Origin of the sequence: Mesonia profundi (genome assembly GCF_031085155.1) — a bacterium.
GTDB lineage: Bacteria > Bacteroidota > Bacteroidia > Flavobacteriales > Flavobacteriaceae > Mesonia > Mesonia profundi.
Genome location: NZ_JAVHUL010000049.1, coordinates 1 through 17336 on the forward strand (window position 1 = coordinate 1; position 17336 = coordinate 17336).

Annotated in this window: 14 protein-coding genes; 11 read left to right on the plus strand and 3 right to left on the minus strand. The window is 36.4% G+C overall.

Annotation, left to right across the window (positions count from 1 at the left end):
- Positions 1–171: 171 nt before the first annotated feature.
- Positions 172–2301, plus strand: a complete 2130-nt coding sequence (locus RBU60_RS13125; protein ID WP_308865509.1) for a Tex family protein — start codon at positions 172–174, stop codon at positions 2299–2301.
- Between the two features lie 157 nt (positions 2302–2458).
- On the opposite strand, the gene RBU60_RS13130 is transcribed toward RBU60_RS13125, so the two are convergent.
- From RBU60_RS13130 to gldA, 3 genes are all read right to left on the minus strand, one after another.
- Positions 2459–3109, minus strand: a complete 651-nt coding sequence (locus RBU60_RS13130; protein WP_308865510.1) for a MarC family protein — start codon at positions 3107–3109, stop codon at positions 2459–2461.
- Positions 3110–3234: 125 nt separating this feature from the next.
- The gene (gene metK, locus RBU60_RS13135) at positions 3235–4494 is read right to left on the minus strand and encodes a methionine adenosyltransferase (RefSeq protein WP_308865511.1); all 1260 of its coding nucleotides are present in this window, start codon (positions 4492–4494) and stop codon (positions 3235–3237) included.
- 175 nt (positions 4495–4669) lie between these two features.
- Positions 4670–5566 (minus strand): gliding motility-associated ABC transporter ATP-binding subunit GldA, encoded by an 897-nt coding sequence (gene gldA, locus RBU60_RS13140; RefSeq protein WP_308865512.1) that lies wholly within the window; start codon positions 5564–5566, stop codon positions 4670–4672.
- Between the two features lie 331 nt (positions 5567–5897).
- Between gldA and RBU60_RS13145 the strand changes: the two genes are divergently transcribed.
- The 10 genes from RBU60_RS13145 (at position 5898) to rlmN (ending at position 16686) form a co-directional block, all read left to right on the plus strand.
- Positions 5898–6980 carry a bifunctional 3-deoxy-7-phosphoheptulonate synthase/chorismate mutase type II gene (locus RBU60_RS13145; protein ID WP_308865513.1) on the plus strand — a complete coding sequence of 361 codons (1083 nt, stop codon included), beginning with the start codon at positions 5898–5900 and terminating at the stop codon, positions 6978–6980.
- A 70-nt stretch (positions 6981–7050) separates the two neighbouring features.
- Positions 7051–8001, plus strand: a complete 951-nt coding sequence (gene rsgA, locus RBU60_RS13150; RefSeq protein WP_308865514.1) for a ribosome small subunit-dependent GTPase A — start codon at positions 7051–7053, stop codon at positions 7999–8001.
- On the plus strand, positions 7998–8450 hold the full coding sequence (gene dtd / locus RBU60_RS13155) for a D-aminoacyl-tRNA deacylase (protein ID WP_308865515.1): 453 nt from the start codon (positions 7998–8000) through the stop codon (positions 8448–8450). The genes rsgA and dtd overlap by 4 nt, the downstream gene beginning before the upstream one ends.
- A gap of 30 nt (positions 8451–8480) precedes the next feature.
- Complete coding sequence (locus tag RBU60_RS13160) at positions 8481–10376, plus strand: DUF3857 domain-containing transglutaminase family protein (protein WP_308865516.1); 1896 nt, start codon at positions 8481–8483, stop codon at positions 10374–10376.
- Between the two features lie 8 nt (positions 10377–10384).
- The gene (locus RBU60_RS13165; RefSeq protein WP_308865517.1) at positions 10385–12346 is read left to right on the plus strand and encodes a transglutaminase domain-containing protein; all 1962 of its coding nucleotides are present in this window, start codon (positions 10385–10387) and stop codon (positions 12344–12346) included.
- 4 nt (positions 12347–12350) lie between these two features.
- Positions 12351–12677: a nucleotide pyrophosphohydrolase gene (locus tag RBU60_RS13170; RefSeq protein WP_308865518.1), complete on the plus strand. Its 327-nt coding sequence runs from the start codon at positions 12351–12353 to the stop codon at positions 12675–12677.
- A gap of 1 nt (position 12678) precedes the next feature.
- Positions 12679–12945, plus strand: coding sequence for a hypothetical protein (locus RBU60_RS13175; RefSeq protein WP_308865519.1), 267 nt, complete (start codon positions 12679–12681; stop codon positions 12943–12945).
- Positions 12946–12947: 2 nt separating this feature from the next.
- The gene (gene aroA, locus RBU60_RS13180; protein WP_308865520.1) at positions 12948–14168 is read left to right on the plus strand and encodes a 3-phosphoshikimate 1-carboxyvinyltransferase; all 1221 of its coding nucleotides are present in this window, start codon (positions 12948–12950) and stop codon (positions 14166–14168) included.
- Between the two features lie 186 nt (positions 14169–14354).
- On the plus strand, positions 14355–15404 hold the full coding sequence (queA, locus tag RBU60_RS13185) for a tRNA preQ1(34) S-adenosylmethionine ribosyltransferase-isomerase QueA (protein WP_308865521.1): 1050 nt from the start codon (positions 14355–14357) through the stop codon (positions 15402–15404).
- A 235-nt stretch (positions 15405–15639) separates the two neighbouring features.
- The gene (gene rlmN, locus RBU60_RS13190) at positions 15640–16686 is read left to right on the plus strand and encodes a 23S rRNA (adenine(2503)-C(2))-methyltransferase RlmN (protein WP_308865522.1); all 1047 of its coding nucleotides are present in this window, start codon (positions 15640–15642) and stop codon (positions 16684–16686) included.
- Positions 16687–17336 lie beyond the last annotated feature (650 nt).

A 17336-nucleotide genomic window follows, 5' to 3' on the forward strand; every position in this document is an offset into this window, starting at 1 on the left:
TTTTTTTGCCATAATTTAAATCTATAAATATTTATGGACTCTAAAAAATCGTCACATCAAAGGTAGACACTCCAAAAAGTCCAAAAGTCCAAAAGTCCAACAATCAAAAATCAAAAATCAACAATCTCCAATCTTCATTCTCCAATCTCCAATAATTTTTATCTTAGCGGAATGCAGAAAATAGCTTTTATAAAATCCAATACCGGTTTGCCAGAGAAGTCGGTTGTCAATACCGTTCAACTTTTAGAGGAAGATGCCACCGTTCCGTTTATCGCGCGGTACCGTAAAGAACGCACAGGCAATCTTGATGAGGTTCAAATAGGTGACATTGTCAAATACAAGTCGCTTTTTGAAGCTTTAGAGAAACGAAAAGGAAGTATCCTAAAAACGATTGAAGAGCAAGGAGAGTTAACCGATGAGCTGCGAAAAAAGATTGAGGCCACTACAGATCTGACTCATTTAGAGGATTTGTATTTGCCTTTTAAAAAGAAGCGAAAAACCAAAGCCGAAACGGCACGCCAAAACGGATTGGAGCCTTTGGCAAAACTTATTATGGCTCAAAAAAGCTCGGGAATAGAGCGTATGGCTGCCAAGTATGTCTCTAAAGAAATTACTACCGCAGAAGAAGCCTTGGAGGGAGCTCGACATATTTTAGCCGAATGGATTTCTGAACGCAGTGATATAAGAAATTATATCAGGCAGCAAATTGCACGTTCTGGAACTTTGGCGACCAAAGTGATAAAAAGTAAAAAGGAAGAGGAGAAAGCACAGAAGTATAAAGATTATTTTGACTGGGAAGAGAATTTAACTCGAATGCCTTCCCACCGATTTTTGGCTATTCAGCGTGCCGAAAGTGAGGGTTTTATTCGGGTGAAAGTAGAAATAGATCAAGAACGAACGCTTCAAAAGATGGAAGATCGTCTCTTGAAATCTTCCGGAGATACCGCTGCGCAACTAAGTATTGCCATAAAGGACGCCTACAAACGATTGATTTTACCTTCCTTGTCTAATGAAGCTTTACAACACGCTAAAGCTAAAGCCGATGAAGCGGCCATAGATGTTTTTGCCAAAAATCTAAAACAGCTGTTATTGGGTTCTCCCTTGGGAGAAAAACGGGTGTTGGCGATAGATCCGGGCTTTAGAACGGGTTGTAAAATCGTTTGTCTAGATGAATATGGAACTTTAAAACATAACGAAACCATTTATCCGCATCCGCCAAAAAATGATGCGAAAGGGGCGATAAAAAAGATAAGTACACTGGCCGAAGCCTATAAAATCGAAGCCATCGCTATAGGAAATGGAACGGCATCTCGAGAAACGGAGCAGCTCATTAAACGAATTCATTTTAAAAATGAACTTCAGGTGTTTGTGGTGAGTGAGGCGGGCGCTTCTATTTATTCGGCTTCCAAAATCGCTAGGGAAGAGTTTCCCAATTACGATGCTACGGTAAGAGGTTCTATTTCTATTGGACGACGATTGCAAGATCCGCTAGCCGAATTGGTGAAAATAGACCCAAAATCAATCGGGGTGGGACAATATCAACACGATGTAGATCAGTTTAAACTGAAACAATCTTTAGATGTGGTGGTAGAAAGTGGTGTGAATGCGGTAGGTGTAAATTTAAACACGGCGAGTAAATCCTTGCTGAGTTATGTTTCGGGAATTGGAGAAAAACTCGCTGAAAATGTGATGGCTTACCGAGCAGAGCACGGCGCTTTTAAAAAGCGAAGTGAACTGAAAAAAGTACCTCGATTGGGTGAAAAAGCCTTTGTACAAAGCGCGGGTTTTCTTCGGATAAAAAATGGGAAGCATCCTTTGGATGATTCGGCGGTACATCCTGAGCGTTATGCTTTGGTAGAGCAAATGGCCAAAGATCAAGGTAAAACGTTGGAAGATTTGGTAGGTAACAAAGCGGTTTTGGGTCAAATCGTTTTAGAAAAATACACCAATGAAGACGTAGGCTTACCTACTTTAAAAGATATTTTGTCTGAATTGGAAAAACCAGGTTTGGACATTCGCGAAACAGCGAAAGTCTTTACGTTTAATCAGAATATTAAGACCATAGATGATTTACATGCGGGGCAATTGCTTCCTGGGATTGTGAATAACATCACCAATTTTGGTTGTTTTGTAGATGTAGGCATCAAAGAAAGCGGACTTATTCATGTCTCCAATCTCGCCGATGAGTTTGTAAGTGATGTGAACAAACACGTTCATCTTCACGAACAGATTATCGTAGAAGTCTTGGAGGTAGATCTTCCGCGGAAGCGTATTCAGTTAAAGCTGTATAAAAAGAAGTAGTTTTTATATGCAAAAGAACCAAGACCTGTCCGTACTGAAACGATACGTTCGGGCGGGCCGCTATCGCCCGTTCCGGTCGGGCGCTTTTAGAACCAAGAAACAAGACTTAATTGTGACTAGTCAGTAAACAGTAGCGAGTAAAAATACCAAGTTTCTTCTATTGTGCGGCTTTTAGAATATCTACGATGATGGGCTTCATTCCGCTAAAGAAAAATTCTACGGCGATAACCATCACGATAAGTCCCATAAGACGCATCAATACATTTCTTCCTGTGGCGCCTAATAGTTTAAGGATTTTTCCAGAGCTTAATAGAATAAGGTAGGTCAAAAGTAAAACCCCAAAAATGGAGCTAATCAATATCAACTTATGCTGAATGGTATCGGCGTCCTCCATCATTACAATAGCGTTGGTGATGGCTCCTGGTCCAGAAATCATAGGAATAGCTAAAGGCGTAATGGAAATGTCGTCTACAATTTCTTTTTTCTCGGCTTTTCCTTTTCCTCTTACTTTAATGCTAGATAAACGCGCTTGAAGCATGTCCATTCCCATCAAGAAGAAGATTACTCCTCCCACAACCCGAAAACTGTTGACGGATATGCCAAAAAATTTGAAGAGTACCTGTCCTGAAAAGGCAAATGCAATGATGGTAATAAATGCGGCGATAGAAGCTTTTCTTGCCGTATAATTACGATGCGACGTATCCAAATCGGCAGTCATGGTCATAAAAATGGGCATGGTTCCAATAGGATTGATCAGCGTAAAAAACGAGGTAAAAGCAAGTAATGCAAAGCCTAATAAATCGGACATAGGATGTTGATTTTAAAAAATGCAAATCAACATAAAATTTTAAGATTCTGAAACTAATTTGATGAAAAATAAAAGAGGTTTTTTCGTACAGAAAAAACCTCTTTTAAATAATGATTATCAGTGCTTTAGTTGATGTTGAAAGCTTCTTTGATTTGATCTACATAATCTAGCTTTTCCCAAGTAAATAATTCTACTTCTTTCTTTACTTTTCCAGAGTAAGGACTTTCGAAAATTTTGGTTATCGTTTGAGGTTCTCTTCCCATATGACCATAAGCGGCTGTTTCACGATAAATCGGGTTTCTTAGTTTTAAACGTTTCTCAATGGCTGCGGGACGCATGTCAAAAATTTGAGACACTTTTTTAGCAATCTCTCCGTTGGATAAATCAACGTTGGAAGAGTTGTAGGTGTCTACTGAAATGGAAGTAGGTTCTGCTACTCCAATGGCATAAGAAACCTGTACCAAGACTTCATTGGCGACTCCTGCGGCGACTAAATTTTTAGCGATATGTCTTGACGCATAAGCGGCAGAACGGTCTACTTTACTAGGATCTTTTCCTGAAAAAGCGCCTCCTCCGTGAGCTCCTTTTCCGCCGTAGGTATCGACAATAATTTTTCTTCCAGTGAGTCCGGCATCTCCGTGAGGACCTCCAATCACAAATTTTCCTGTAGGGTTGATGTGGTAGGTAATATCCTCGTTAAATAATTTTTGAACTTTCCCTGGAAACTGAGAAATTACTCGCGGCATTAAAATATCTAAGATGTCTTTTTTGATTTTGCTGAGCATCTTATCATCATCGGCATCAAAATCGTCATGTTGCGTAGAAAGTACAATCGCTTTAATGTTTTGCGGAATGTTATCATCGCTATATTCTATCGTCACCTGGCTTTTCGCATCGGGACGTAAATACGTAATGTCTTTATTTTCGCGACGTATTTTGGCCAATTCGATCAACATTTTGTGAGAAATGTCTAGAGCCAATGGCATATAATTATCGGTTTCGGTGGTGGCATAACCAAACATCATTCCTTGGTCACCAGCGCCTTGTTCTTTTTTATTCTCGCGATCAACCCCTTGATTAATGTCTTGGGATTGCTCGTGGATTAATGAAATGACACCACAAGAATCGCCACTAAATTTGTAAACCCCTTTGGTGTAGCCTATGTCGTTAATTACATTTCTTGCAATGTCTTGAACGTCTATATACGTATTGGAGCGAACTTCTCCCGCCAATACTACTTGTCCTGTCGTCACTAAAGTTTCACAAGCTACTTTTGAATCTTCATCAAAAGCTAAAAAGTTATCTAATAAGGTGTCGCTAATTTGGTCTGCTATTTTATCTGGATGTCCTTCAGAGACACTTTCTGAAGTAAATAAATACGCCATGGTTTTATATATTTTAAGTAGAGAATGGCTTGAAGATTGGCAATCTAAAGGAGTTTGCACTGCTTTAGCATTTTGAAGGGTTGCAATCAGTCAAATTTTCCCTGAATTTCAAAGCAAATTTAGATAAAACAATTTAGAGCTTGGAGGTTTTAACAGAAAATAAACAGAGTTAGCTTTAATCGGCGGTAAGCTGAATAAAAAGATCTTCTAAGTTGGAGTGTTTTTGGTGAAGTTGTAAGATTTTTAAGCCGTTTGCTTGCGCGAAATCGAAAATTACGGGACGCATATCTTCTTCGGTTTGGAAATATAACCAATAGGTGAAATCGGCTTTTGGAACGATTTTCTCTAGAGAAGAGATGTTTTTAAATGCAGCCTCATCAATGCGGTCATTGAATTCAACTTCAATAATCTGTTCGTTGGAATTCTTTAAGTCTTTTAATTTTTTATCGGCTACAATTTCACCTTTCTTAATAATAATTACTCGGTCGCAAATGGCTTCAACTTCTTGCATAATATGCGTAGAGAGAAAAATCGTTTTTTCTTTTCCTATGCTTTTAATCAGTTCTCTTATCTCTATTAGCTGATTGGGATCTAAACCAGTGGTAGGTTCATCTAAAATAAGTACTTCTGGATTGTGAAGCAGAGCATTTGCCAAGCCTACACGTTGGCGATATCCTTTAGATAAAGAGCCTATTTTTTTATTGACTTCTGGCGTAAGGCCTGTGATTTTAATCACTTTTTCGATCTCCTCTTTTGGAGTGCGATGAATTTTAGCGCTAAAATTAAGGTATTCCCGAACAAACATTTCTAGGTAAAGCGGATTGTGTTCTGGCAGGTAACCTACTTTTTTCTGAATATCAATTTTATGATCTACCACATCGAGGCCTTCAATTTTTGCACTGCCTTGGGAAGCGGTAATGTAGCCAGTTAAGATTTTCATCAGGGTAGATTTTCCCGCGCCGTTGGGTCCTAAAAAGCCAACAATCTCTCCGTTGCCAATATGAAAAGAAACCTTTTTTAAAGCTTCTTGGCCGTCATAAACTTTCGAAATTTCTTGAACTTCAATCCCCATAACCTTAGTTTTGTTTCAAAAATAATTAAAATAGGCTTATAATACCAAGTTAAACAGATAATGTCTCAATTAAATCCTTTCTTTTTATGCTTACTTTTTACTAAAAATCATTAGCGTAACAAAGGCTATGCTACTCATTTTTAATTTCGATTAAGCATAAAATAATTCAATTTCTGAATAAGTTATTACCTATTTAAATTGGTATAAGAACGATAAAGGAGCAGAATAACGTGCCTCATTTAAAATTTTTCAAAAACTAACGTATCTTTGTTAAAAAAAATAATTGCTGAAGCTTTACGGATCAAATTCAGCGAAAGCGAAATAAAAAAACATGGAAAACTCACCTAAACTTAGAGGATGGTTAAACCGATTTAATTTAAACCATCCCTTAGTTATTGCAGGCCCTTGCAGCGCAGAAACCGAAGACCAAGTGCTCAAAATTGCGCATCAATTGAAGGACACAGACACGAGCGTATTGCGCGCAGGAATCTGGAAGCCAAGAACGCGTCCCGGAAATTTTGAAGGGGTTGGCGCATTGGGCTTAAAGTGGTTACAAAAGGCGAAAGAGGAAACGGGTTTAATGACCACAACCGAAGTCGCCAACCCTATTCATGTGGATTTAGCCTTAAAACACGATGTAGATATTTTATGGATTGGTGCGAGAACTACAGTTTCACCGTTTATGATTCAGGAAATTGCCGAAGCTTTAAAGGGAACTTCGAAAACGGTGCTAATTAAAAATCCTGTCAATCCAGATTTGGCGTTATGGTTAGGCGCAGTAGAGCGATTTTACAAACAAGGCATAGAGAATTTAGGCGTGATTCATAGAGGTTTCTCGACGTATAATAAATCGGTTTATAGAAATATTCCGGAGTGGCAAATTCCCATAGATTTGCAAAATGAATTCCCTGATTTGCCTTTAATTTTAGATCCTTCGCATATTGCGGGGAAAAGAGATTTAATTTTTGAATTGTGTCAAACGGCCTTAGACTTGAATTATGACGGAATTATGGTGGAAACCCATTACGATCCAGATAAAGCATGGAGCGATGCCAAGCAGCAGATTACGCCAAAAACCTTGGAAGAGTTAACGCAGGATTTAAAGGTGAGAAAAAGAGTTTCTTCTAATGAAGATTTTAATTATCAGTTAAAGAAACTGAGAACTAAAATTGATAAAATGGATGAGCAGCTGGTGGATGTGTTAGGAGAGAGAATGCAGGTAGCTGATGCTATTGGAAAAGTGAAAAAAGAACATAATGTGGCTATTTTACAACCAGAACGCTGGCAGGAAGTCTTGCGCAGAATGATTAAAATAGGAAGTGAAAACGGCTTTGAGGAAGAGTTTATCATGCAGATTTATAAAGCGATTCACCAAGAATCTATAGCAAGACAACAAAAGGTGTTAAATCGCTAGAAAACCTATAAAACTTAAGATTTTATCAAATATTTTATGTTATATAAGAAGTTAGTTTCATTTTTGTAAAATGAAAGGAACCGTATACAAATCGACTGGAAGTTGGTACTTAGTTAAGACCGAAGAAGGCAAAGCTTACAATTGTAGGATCAAGGGGAAATTCCGTCTTCAAGGAATTAAAAGCACCAATCCTGTATCGGTGGGAGATGTCGTCCATTTTGATATCGATGAGAAAGCCGATGAGGTGACGGGGGTCATCAAAGAGATTGAAGAGCGTGAAAATTACATCATTCGTAAATCGGTTAACTTATCTAAGCAAACGCATATTATTGCAGCCAATATAGATGTTGCCTTTTTGATTGTAACTTTAAATAATCCCCCCACCTTCACCACTTTTATCGATCGGTTTTTAGTAACTGCGGAAGCCTACCGCATTAAAGCCGTGTTGCTTTTTAATAAAATTGATTCTTATACAGAAGAGGAAAAAGATGAGATACGCTACCTTGCTGCTATGTATCGCGAGATAGGCTATACATGCTTGGGAATTTCTGCGAAGACGGGAAAAAATATTGATCAGCTAAAAGAAATGATGTTTGAGAAAACCTGTTTATTTTCGGGACATAGTGGTGTAGGGAAATCTACACTCATTAATAAAATTGAACCTTCCTTAGATTTAAAAACCTCTCAAATTTCAAGTCAGCATATGCAAGGACAGCATACCACCACCTTTGCCGAAATGTTTGATTTAACTATGGGAGCTAAAATTATAGATACGCCTGGCATTAAAGGTTTTGGGGTGGTAGAAATAGAAAAAAATGAATTGGGAGACTACTTTCCAGAGTTCTTCGCTTTAAAGCAGTTTTGTAAATTTCATAACTGCATGCATAAAGAAGAGCCTAAATGCGCCATTAAGGATGCCCTAGATGAAGGAGATGTTTCTTGGTCTCGCTATAAATCTTATCTTCAAATTTTAGAAGGTGAAGATGAGCATTATAGAACCGATATATATCCTAAAAAATGAGAGCAATCCTACAACGAGTAAGTAAAGCTTCGGTAGAAATAGATGGGGTGAGCGTGAGTGAAATCAAGCAGGGTTTATTGATTCTATTAGGGGTTGAAGAGGGAGATGCCCAAGAAGACATTTCTTGGCTTTGTAGAAAAATTAGCAATATGAGGATTTTTTACGATGGAAATAAAGCCATGAATCTTTCTCTAAAGGATGTAGACGGAGAAGCATTAGTGGTAAGTCAGTTTACTTTGCATGCAAGTGTGAAAAAAGGAAACCGACCTAGTTTTATCAAAGCAGCTAAACCAGAGGTAGCCATTCCGTTGTATGAAGATTTTATAAAGGAAATGGAAATTCAGTTAGGAAAGTCTATAAAAACGGGAGAGTTTGGAGCAGATATGCAAGTGCAACTCGTCAATGATGGTCCTGTAACGATTAGTATAGATTCAAAAATTAAAGAATAATTTTTATATTCGCTTTCAAGCTTTTAGCCTATGCGGTTTTTTACTTTTACAATTGTATTTTTTTTAAATCTTTATGTATCTTTTTCACAAGATCAGTCTATAGAGACTCATGAAGAAAATAATTCTCAGTTAAATGCTATTGTAGATAAGGAATCTCTAAGTATTCAATTTGATAAAAGTGAAATAACAACAGACTATCGCCTTGTTGTCAAAGTATTAGATCCTAAAGGAGAAGATGCTGTCAATACCTATGTTCATTATAATAAGCACATTAAAATAAAGAATATAGAAGCTTTGATCTATGATGCAAAGGGTGAGCTTATTAAAAAAGTTAAAAAAAGAGATTTTAATGATGTGTCTGCCGTAAGCGGAGGTACGTTATATTCAGATAGTAGGGTGAAGTATTTAAATTATTCTTCGAACACATATCCTTACACGATAGATTTTTCTTACCAAACAGAAAATAGTAATACCGCTTTCCTGCCGCGTTTTACTTTTATGAAAAGCTACAATACGAGGGTGAACTATGCAGAGCTTTATGTAGGATATCCGGAAGGTGAAAATCCAGTAAATTATAAAATTAAGAATGATGTAGACAGTGCGGTAAAGTTTAAGCAATATCCAGATGGAGTATTGTTTACGGTCAAAGATTTAGAGCCTATAAAGCGTGAAGTGATGTCTCCTTCTATAACTAATATAAGTCCTGTTGTTTTGCTAGCTCCTCAAGAGTTTAAATGGTATGATTATGAAGGCAAAGCAAAAAATTGGGATGAATTAGGGGCTTGGATGCATGATAAAATCCTATCGGGGAAAAATAATTTAAAGTCGGCCACCATAAATGAGATCAAATCAATTACAGAAGCTGTAGAAAGTCCCGTAGAAAAGGCAAAACTAGTTTATGAGTATGTTCAAGATAATACTAGGTACATAAGTGTGCAAGTGGGAATTGGAGGGATACAGCCTATTGATGCTGCAGAAGTAGACCGAATGAAGTATGGAGATTGCAAAGGACTCACTAATTATACCAAAGCTTTGTTAGATGCGGTGGGAATACCTTCTTATTATTCTCACGTAGAATCTGGAAGGTATAAAGTAGATTTCGAAGACGACTTTAGTTCCATTAATCAAGGAGATCATGTCATCTTAAACATCCCTATTGATGAAAAGGATTATTGGGTAGATTGTACGAGTAACACTTCTCCTTTTGGATTTTTAGGCAGTTTTACAGATGATCGTAAGGTTTTGGTGATGACTCCAAATGGAGGGGAATTAAAAAGGACAAAGAGTTATTTGAACGAAGATAATTTAACGCAATCTACATCGACCGTTAACTTAAATGAAGATAATTCTTTTAGTTTAAGCAATGAAATAATATCGAAAGGAGTTCACTTCGGAAAAAGATTAGCCTACGCATTTATGCCTGCTTATGAACTGGAAAAGAAAGATAAGCAACGATGGAATTTGTTTTCTGATTATGAGGTGGTAAGTCATAAAGTGACCAACCATAAAGACTCTCTTTTTCTTTATGAAGAAGTAAAGCTGAAAGGAAATAAATTCGGAAAGAAGTTAGGGAAAAGGATTATTTTTTCTCCTAATGTTAATATCAGAGATTCTTATGTGCCTCCAAGAGTAAGGCAAAGAGAGAATCCCTTTCAAATTCTAAGAGGTTATGCATTAATTGATACGGTAAAGGTTAAGATTCCTACTGGGTATACGATTGAAGCATTTTCTGAAGATAAAAATTTTAAATCTCCCTTTGGAACTTATCATTTAGAGATCACAAGTGATAAAGATTTCGTTATATTTCACCGAAATATATTAATTAAAGAAGGACTTTATTCAAAAGATAACTATCTAGAATATAGAGAGTTTAGAAAAAATATAGCTGAAGCAGAAAACTCTAAAATATCCATTATAAAATCATAACTTATCAGATGTCATTACCTAAGCTAACCTTATCCATTTTTATTTTAATATTTGTTTTAAGTACATCATTTATTCATGCGCAAAAATTTAAATTTACTGAAATAACCAAGAATGATCTGGAAAAAACAGAAAGCACTATAGACTCGACTGCAGGAGTAGAAATATTAGAATTTCATAAATTTGTTTACTTTGATGTATGGACTCATTCCACCAATTTAGTGACAAAAGTTTATAAAAAAGTGAAATTCTATAATACTAATGCCGAGGATTTAAATTATGCTACCACAAAAATTAAACTTTATAATAAAGGTGGGTTAAAGGAGAGAGTTAACAACATAAAAGGAGTCACTTATAACCTTGTAGGAGATAAGATAGTTAAAGCAGAATTAGAAAAAAGTCAAATTTTTGAGTCTAATAAAAATAAATACTATGATGAGGTGGTGTTTACACAGCCACAAATTAATAAGGGGAGCATTATAGAGATTTCTTACAAAGTGGAATCCCCTCTATTTTGGGACATGGATGAATTTAAATTTCAATTTGATATTCCTGCACAAAGTGTTAGTACAGAGATTAGAACCCCATCGTATTTTGAATTTAATCAAATCCCAAAAGGAAGTATTGTTCCTAATTATAAACACAAAAAAGAAAGAGATCATAGGATTAAAGGAAAAGTGGATGTGTATCACTATTCGGCAGAGAGTATTCCTCCTCTAAAGAAGGAGGAATATGTTGACAATATTAATAATTACAAGGCAGGGGTTTTGTTTGAATTAGTATCTATTAAATATAAAAATGGAAGTAAAAAACGATATGCAAAGTCATGGAATGATGTCGCGGCCACAGTTGCTTTTTCAGATGACTACAAATGGGGAATTAATAAGGTAAAATATTTTAAGGACGATATAGATGTCATAAAATCTGCCACAACAGACTCATTACAACGAATGAAAATGATTTTTAAATTTGTCAAGGAGAATATGGCATGGAATCATTACACCAGTAAGTATTTTGACAAAGGTATAAAAGATGCTCTTTCTGAAAAAGAAGGGAATGTAGCAGATATCAATCTTACTTTAACAAGCATGCTTCGTTACGCCGGCTTAGAAGCTAACCCTATCATTTTAAGTACGAGAGGAAGCCTAAAGCCTTTTTACCCTACCGTAGATAGATTAAATTATGTAGTTACTCATGTTTGGGTAAATGATACAGGTTATGTTTTGGACGCAACAGATAAGTTTAGCCAGCCCAATGTGATGCCTATTAGAGCGTACAATTGGAACGGGGTTTTTATGGATAACGACAATGAGAAGTGGGGGTTAATCAATATCCAACAACCTCCCATGACCAACAAAATGAAATTTATAAACGTAGAGTTAGATGAAAGTGGAAAAGCAAAAGGAAAAGTAAAAGAAATTTTAGATAATCATTACGCCTATTTGTTAAGGAAAAAATATTCTAAGATTTCTCAAGAAAAATACATTCAAGAAAAAGAGTCTGAACAAAGAAATATGCTCATAGAAGACTTTAAAATTGAAAACTTAGAATCTGATGAAGAACTTTCAGAGAGCTACACATTTACAATGGAAAATAGCTTTGATGCGGTAGGAAATAAAATTTTCTTAAATCCGTTATTGTTTTTGAGCTCTAAGAAAAATCCATTTAAGTCTGAAAAAAGAAATTACCCCGTAGATTTTATTTATCCGTTTAATAATCAGCTTATAGTGAATATTAAAATACCAGAAGGATACAAAGTAGAAAGTATGCCAGAACCTATTCGCTTAGAATTTGCTGGAAGCACTGGGGAGTATGAGTATGCATTATCAGGTTCTGGACAATACCTAAGGCTCAATATTAATTTTAAGATGCAGGAAAGTGAAATTGAAGTAGATCAATATGATTTTTTAAGAGAGTTTTACAAACAAATGACAACAAAGCAGCAAGAACAAATAGTTCTAATAAAAACATAATCTCATGAACATTCAAGATGCACAGAAAGCGGTAGATGCCTGGATACAAGAGCACGGTGTACGTTACTTTAACGAACTTACCAATATGGCACAACTTACCGAAGAGGTAGGGGAAGTGGCTAGAATTATCGCTAGACGCTACGGAGAACAAAGCGAAAAGGAAAGCGATAAAGAAAAAGATCTAGGCGAAGAATTAGCCGATGTTGTCTTTGTTGTTTTATGTTTGGCAAACCAAACCGGAATCGACCTACAAGCAGCATTCGACAAGAAATTAGATATAAAAACAAAGCGTGATCACGATCGTCATCACCAAAATAAAAAATTACAATAAGATGAGTTTAAAAAAAATTATGAAAATGCCTACTTTTTGGAAATCTGTCGGCATGTTAGGTATCCTATTTATTATCATTTACAACATCATCAACCTAGGTTTTTCTTATGGTTTTGATACGAGTGCTTTTGTAGAAGGGAATCTGAAACCACCTTACCTTCTTCGGTTTATTTTAGCCAATGTCATAGGAGGTTTTTTATATGGCTTTATTATGACTTATTTTAAGTTTAAAAGTAAACTGAAGGAAGAGGAGAAAAGAAACGCTTAACCATGGATCTCTTACTGCGCGCCGACTCCCAACACCTAAAAGCTAAGTTAAGCATTGGCGGTTCTAAAAGTGAATCTAACCGATTGTTGATTTCACAGGCTCTTGAAAACGGAATTAAAATTGAAAATCTATCGAATAGCGATGATACACTTGTGCTTCAAAAGGCATTGCAGTCTCAAGAAAAAATCATAGACATTCATCATGCCGGAACAGCCATGAGGTTTTTAACTGCCTATTTCGCTGGTCAGCCTGGGAGAGAAGTGATTTTAACCGGCAGTAATCGAATGAAAGAAAGGCCTATTCATCCTCTGGTGGAAGCCTTAAAAACCTTGGGAGCCAATATTGAATACTTAGAAAAAGAAGGTTTTCCTCCATTAAAAATTAAAGGCAGAAAAATTGATAGAAACGAAGTGAAAATTTTAGCAGACATTAGTAGTCAGTATATTTCTGCTTTGATGTTGCTGGGAAGTAGTTTGGTTAACGGACTTAAAATTCATTTAGAAGGAAAAACAACTTCGGCGCCTTACCTTCAAATGACACTTCAGTTGTTAGAAAAAGTAGGCGTTAAAACAGAGTTTAAAGACCAAAGCATTCACATTTTTCCATCCAAAATACAGCCGAAAACAATCGCTGTAGAATCTGATTGGAGTTCGGCTTCTTACTTTTATAGTTTGGTGGCTTTATCTGCTTCCGCGGAAGTAGAACTTACAGTTTACCATGAAAAAAGTTTACAAGGAGATGCGGCTTTGGTAGAAATCTATCAGCAATTGGGCGTAGAAACTTGTTTTAAAGAGAATTTCGTAGTATTATCAAAAAACAATCAAGATTTATCTTCTCTAGAACTCGATTTAAATGCGACTCCAGATTTGGCTCAAACCATTGCGGTGACGTGTTTCGGACTGGGAATCGCATGTAAGCTTCGCGGCTTACACACTTTAAAAATAAAAGAAACCGATCGACTTCTGGCTTTGCAAAAAGAGCTTCAGAAGTTAGGAGCCGCAGTAAGGGTAACTCAGGATAGTTTGAGTTTAGAAGCCAGTACTACTATTCGAGAAGGGGTGAGAATTAGCACCTATCAGGATCATCGTATGGCAATGGCATTTGCTCCCTTAGCTTTAAAAGCGCCAATCATTATTGAAGACGCCGAAGTGGTGAGCAAGTCTTTTCCCAATTTTTGGGAATGTTTAAAAAAGCTTCAAATTATCTCGGTAACAAATCCGTAAAGCGAAAAAAACATCTGTGTGAAACCTTTTAAAAATAAGGTAAAGCGTATTTCTGGGGAGTATAAAGTCCGTCTTAGTACGATCATATAAGGCGAAAGCACAATATTCTAAAAATAAAGACCTATTTACTTGACAAGGCCTATCTTGAGGTTGTATATTTGCGATTCTAAAAAATAAAGTATGGGAATGAAACTTTCACAGTTCAGTTTTGAACTGCCAGATCAACTTTTAGCTGAATATCCATCAGAGCATCGCGACGAAGCTCGTTTGATGGTAGTAAACAGAAAAGAAAATACCATTGAGCATAAAATGTTCAAGGATCTTATCGAATATTTTGAGCCAGAAGATGTGATGGTGTTGAATAACACAAAAGTATTCCCAGCAAGACTTTTTGGAAATAAAGAAAAAACAGGAGCGAGAATCGAAGTTTTCTTATTGAGAGAACTCAACCCAGAAACACGCCTTTGGGATGTGTTGGTAGATCCTGCTCGAAAAATAAGAATAGGTAATAAATTGTACTTTGGAGAAGACGAAAGTCTAGTTGCCGAAGTGATTGATAATACCACTTCTAGAGGAAGAACGCTTCGTTTTTTATATGACGGTTCTTACGAGGAGTTTAGAAAAAAATTGGGAGAATTAGGAGAGACACCACTTCCTAAATATATTAAACGAGCGGTAGAGCCAGAAGATGCAGACCGTTACCAAACTATTTATGCAAAAACGGAAGGAGCAGTTGCGGCGCCAACAGCGGGACTTCATTTTTCTAAGCACTTATTAAAACGTTTAGAAATTAAAGGAGTAAACTTTGCAGAAGTTACTTTGCACGTAGGATTAGGAACTTTTAATCCAGTAGAGGTAGAAGATCTTTCTAAGCATAAAATGGACAGTGAAGAAGCAGAGATTGAAACGCCTGCGGTGACTACGATTAATAAAGCTATTAGCGAAAAGAGAAGAATTTGTGCTGTAGGAACTACAGTTATGCGAGCTATAGAAACTCCAGTTTCTTCTATGGGAACCTTAAATGAGTATAGAGGATGGACCAACAAGTTTATCTTCCCTCCGTATGACTTTAGTATCGCCAATTGTATGATTACCAACTTCCATACGCCAAAATCTACCTTGTTAATGATGGTTTCTGCCTTTGCAGGTCACGATTTAATGGAGCGTGCTTATGAAGAAGCGATCAAAGAAAAATATAAATTTTACAGTTATGGGGATGCCATGCTAATTATATAAAACATTTTTTATAAGAATAGAAAAGCTGCACTTTAATTAGTGTGGCTTTTTTTTGTGCATTTTCTTTCGGGTTAGTGGTTTGTCTTGCGCTATACTCATATGATGATCTAGTTCTCTTTGAGTCATACTTCGACAAGCTCAGCATGACTCAAGAAAGACAAGTTCAGTATAATATAAAAAAGGATGCCGCTGCAATCCCTAATGCCATCTCGTAGAAAACAAGTATCTTTGCCACGTGAAAGAGAAAAAAAGAGACATACGCGCGTTAACAAAAGAGCAATTAAGAGATTTTTTTGTTTCTATAGGAGATCAATCTTTTAGAGGAACTCAAGTCTATGAATGGCTGTGGAGTAAGGGAGCTCATCATTTTGATGATATGACTAATCTTTCTAAAGAAACGCGAGAAATGCTTTCTCAGCATTTTGTCATCAATCATATTGAAGTAGATGAAATGCAGCGCAGTAGTGACGGAACCATTAAAAATGCCGTAAAATTACACGATGGCTTTACGGTAGAGTCGGTGTTGATTCCTACATTTTCTAGAACTACGGCTTGTGTATCTTCTCAAGTAGGCTGTAGCTTAGACTGTAAGTTTTGCGCTACCGCTAAGCTTAAACGTATGCGTAATCTTAATCCCGATGAGATTTATGATCAAGTGGTGGCGATAGATAAGGAGAGTAGAATTTATAATAATATGCCGCTTTCCAATATTGTGTATATGGGAATGGGAGAGCCTTTGATGAATTATAAAAATGTATTGGCATCCATAGAAAAGATAACTTCTCCAGAAGGTTTGGGCATGTCTCCTAAACGAATTACGGTTTCTACCTCTGGCGTTCCTAAAATGATCAAAAAGTTAGCAGATGATGAGGTGAAATTTCATCTTGCGGTTTCGCTGCATTCTGCCATAGATGAAGTGCGTACGCAAATAATGCCTTTTAATGCTAAGTTTTCTTTAAGCGATTTAAAAGACTCTTTAATTTACTGGTATGAGAAAACTGGGAGGAAAGTAACCTACGAATACCTGATTTGGAAAGACATTAATGATCAGCAAATGGATATTGATGCTTTGGTAGATTTTTGTAAAGCCATTCCTTGTAAGGTAAATATTATTGAGTACAATCCTATAGATGATGGCATTTTTCAACAAGCCGAGAGTAAGATTACCGATCAATACAAAAACGCTTTAGAGAAAAACGGAATCACCGTTACGGTAAGAAGATCTAGAGGAAAAGATATTGACGCCGCTTGCGGACAGTTAGCAAATAAGTCGTCTAAATAGCTTTTAGTCTATAGTAATGAGTAGTTAGTAATGAGTAATGCCTTCTTTCCATTATTTATAAGGTCTAGTTTTTGTCTATATTCTAGTATCTATTTTCTAGAATCTAACTTCTAGCAAGAGGTCCTGAACTAAACCCGCCTGAATGGTACGGGCAGGTACAGGATGACAGTTTTTGTATTCTGAATTTTCATCCCGATGGAGGCCCGCCTGAATGAATTCAATTCGGGGGAACGACTGAGGAATCTTTTTATTTTTTAGTGATTAGTCTTTAGTTTATCGTTATGAGTAGTTAGTGATGAGTAATGCCTTCTCTCCATTATTTATAAGATCTAGTTTTTTGTCTATATTCTAAGATCTATATTCTAGTATCTATTTTCTAACATGAGATTCTTCCCTGCCCGCTCTTCATTATTTAATAGGTATCAGTTAGCCTGAGTACTTCAAATTTCAAATTTTCCATTTCAAATTTATTATTTTAATCACTCATCACTCACCACTCACCACTCACCACTCACCACCTCAAAAAACTCACTTTTCACTTTTAATTTTTAGTTTTTCACTTTTCATTTATTTTGTCACTCCCTGATATAGGTTGACCGTTTTATAAAACATTTAAAAGATGATAAAAAGCGGAAAACGTTTAGGTCCAC

Bases quoted from the DNA above. Each gene is read 5' to 3' on its own strand.
- RBU60_RS13125 (WP_308865509.1), top strand. From the start codon at position 172: ATGCAGAAAATAGCTTTTATAAAATCCAATACCGGTTTGCCAGAGAAG.
- RBU60_RS13130 (WP_308865510.1), bottom strand. From the start codon at position 3,109: ATGTCCGATTTATTAGGCTTTGCATTACTTGCTTTTACCTCGTTTTTT.
- metK (WP_308865511.1), bottom strand. From the start codon at position 4,494: ATGGCGTATTTATTTACTTCAGAAAGTGTCTCTGAAGGACATCCAGAT.
- gldA (WP_308865512.1), bottom strand. From the start codon at position 5,566: ATGGGGATTGAAGTTCAAGAAATTTCGAAAGTTTATGACGGCCAAGAA.
- RBU60_RS13145 (WP_308865513.1), top strand. From the start codon at position 5,898: ATGGAAAACTCACCTAAACTTAGAGGATGGTTAAACCGATTTAATTTA.
- rsgA (WP_308865514.1), top strand. From the start codon at position 7,051: ATGAAAGGAACCGTATACAAATCGACTGGAAGTTGGTACTTAGTTAAG.
- dtd (WP_308865515.1), top strand. From the start codon at position 7,998: ATGAGAGCAATCCTACAACGAGTAAGTAAAGCTTCGGTAGAAATAGAT.
- RBU60_RS13160 (WP_308865516.1), top strand. From the start codon at position 8,481: ATGCGGTTTTTTACTTTTACAATTGTATTTTTTTTAAATCTTTATGTA.
- RBU60_RS13165 (WP_308865517.1), top strand. From the start codon at position 10,385: ATGTCATTACCTAAGCTAACCTTATCCATTTTTATTTTAATATTTGTT.
- RBU60_RS13170 (WP_308865518.1), top strand. From the start codon at position 12,351: ATGAACATTCAAGATGCACAGAAAGCGGTAGATGCCTGGATACAAGAG.
- RBU60_RS13175 (WP_308865519.1), top strand. From the start codon at position 12,679: ATGAGTTTAAAAAAAATTATGAAAATGCCTACTTTTTGGAAATCTGTC.
- aroA (WP_308865520.1), top strand. From the start codon at position 12,948: ATGGATCTCTTACTGCGCGCCGACTCCCAACACCTAAAAGCTAAGTTA.
- queA (WP_308865521.1), top strand. From the start codon at position 14,355: ATGAAACTTTCACAGTTCAGTTTTGAACTGCCAGATCAACTTTTAGCT.